The sequence below is a fragment of the Actinotalea ferrariae CF5-4 genome, assembly GCF_000603945.1.
Lineage (GTDB): Bacteria > Actinomycetota > Actinomycetes > Actinomycetales > Cellulomonadaceae > Actinotalea > Actinotalea ferrariae.
In genome coordinates this window covers 1-1,758 of the sequence record NZ_AXCW01000433.1, presented here as the reverse complement: position 1 = coordinate 1,758, position 1,758 = coordinate 1, and the positions used below count along the sequence as shown (strand labels likewise).

3 protein-coding genes are annotated in these 1,758 nt (G+C 66.9%); 1 reads left to right on the top strand and 2 read right to left on the bottom strand.

The window, feature by feature from the left end; genetic code table 11:
- Positions 1 to 179: 179 nt before the first annotated feature.
- Both N866_RS18570 and N866_RS18565 read right to left on the bottom strand, forming a co-directional pair.
- Entirely contained in the window at positions 180 to 683 is a 504-nt protein-coding gene (locus N866_RS18570) for an SMI1/KNR4 family protein (RefSeq protein ID WP_162177342.1), read from the bottom strand.
- A gap of 80 nt (positions 684 to 763) precedes the next feature.
- Positions 764 to 1,105: a NucA/NucB deoxyribonuclease domain-containing protein gene (locus N866_RS18565; protein WP_034229560.1), complete on the bottom strand. Its 342-nt coding sequence runs from the start codon at positions 1,103 to 1,105 to the stop codon at positions 764 to 766.
- Positions 1,106 to 1,129: 24 nt separating this feature from the next.
- On the opposite strand from N866_RS18565, the gene N866_RS18560 reads away from it, so the two are divergent.
- Positions 1,130 to 1,714, top strand: coding sequence for a hypothetical protein (locus N866_RS18560; RefSeq protein WP_034229558.1), 585 nt, complete (start codon positions 1,130 to 1,132; stop codon positions 1,712 to 1,714).
- Positions 1,715 to 1,758 lie beyond the last annotated feature (44 nt).

The window sequence follows — 1,758 nt, the reverse complement described above, 5'->3', positions numbered from 1 at the left end:
CAACCACGCATAGATCCGAAGAGCCTGGAATCCCGCCGCCGGCAGAAAGGCTTTACCGTCCGGGCGTCACGCCTAGGCCTTTCGCAGACGCGCGCCGAGTCCCGCACGGCCCTCCTCGATGGGTCGCCCCACGTCAAGCTCTGGGCAACGGCTCGCCACGAGAGACCGCCTGCCACCGTCTAGAAGAGCCACAAGCCGCCGAGCGCGCTCAACGCGCCAGGGTCTCTGAGCTCCCACAGATCAGCAGCCGGGTCCCATACGCAGTACCCCTCACCGAGTGCCGTGACCCAGATGCGGACCACCTCGGCCAGCGACTGAGCCCGGTCGGCTTCTGATCCTTCCCATCCGAACCATCGTCGGCAGCGCACCGGGGCGGCCGCGCCCTCGGCGTCGGTCCGGCCGCAGTCGACGAAGAGCACGTCGTTGCCCCAGATGGCGAACGGCAGCCACTCGTCCCGCCAGTAGAGGTCCCCTACTGTCCCGTCCTCTCGGTGAGGCTCCTCGGCGTGCCGCGCGACGGCGTGCGCGATGGACATCGGCTCCCATCCACCGGGCAGCCCTCCCTCGACCTCCGGGTCGGCCAGCCCGTCCTGCCACCGCCACCAGACCCGCAGCTCCTCGGGCAGGGCGATCCCCAACGGGGCGATGACCGCATCGATCTGCTCGTCGCTCGAGCCAGACACCAGATGGTCGACGATGGGCGCGCCCTGCCGCCGCAGTTGATCCTCGAGTTCGGCGAGCAAACCTGTCAGGTTCGGGTCCCTCATTCCTGCCTGCCACAGACGAAGAAGGACTGAACCGCGACGGTCGGCAGCGGAACGACCAGGAAGTCAGACCGACCTCCCGGGTCAGGCCCGGCCGCTGCCGTGGCGCTCACCATTCCGCAGGCCGAGGTCATGACGCCGTAGGCACTCCCCTCGGCGAGGTTGTCATCGCTGTTGATCGTCTGAAGGACGGTAGCGGTCCGACCGTAGGCGGCCGGCCCTCCCTGGACGGTCGCGAAGAAGGGGTACTCGTCACACTGCTGACCAGTCGGAGCCGAGCACATCTTCTTCGTATACCACCTGTGCGAGACTCCCACGAGAGTCTTTTCGCTCGCCATCATCCATTGCAGACGCACGGGTCTGCGATGCTGCCGCTGGGCACAAGCGTCTACAAGACCACCAAGGACCACGACGTGGTCAACAGCGTCGTAGCGCACTACGGGCAACCCAACGGCGTCGACTGCCCCCACGACCTGTGGGTCGACGACGGCGCACTCTTCGATGTCATCGAGTACGGACCGGCCCGCCACCAGTTCAAACGCGCCCGAGCACAGGCGGTGGCCTCCCGCCGGATCAAGACACCGTCCGGATTCGCCGTCTGGACCACCTGGCTGCTGCCCTGCACGCTCCAACCCTCAGGGCACCTCTTCGACACCGAGACCCGGCCCCGCGTTCATCGCGCCTCCCCTGGAGGTGCTGAGCGGAAGAAGGCCGAAGGGCAACTACGGCCCGTGGCACGCATGGACACCGCAGCGTTCCAGTCCACCTACGGACTGCGGAACATCACCGAGAGCGTGAACTCATGGTTCAAGAAGCTCCTGGCCAACAACAACACCGGCGGTCGGGCCATGCGCCTGAACGTCCAGGCCCAGGCAGTGGACCACCTCTGCGCGATGTTCGTACTCAACGCCATCACCTACGAGCGGTACCGGCGCAGCACCCGTCAGTGAGCCAGAAAACGCGGCGACGCTGAGTCACCCCGGCGTGTCCGGAG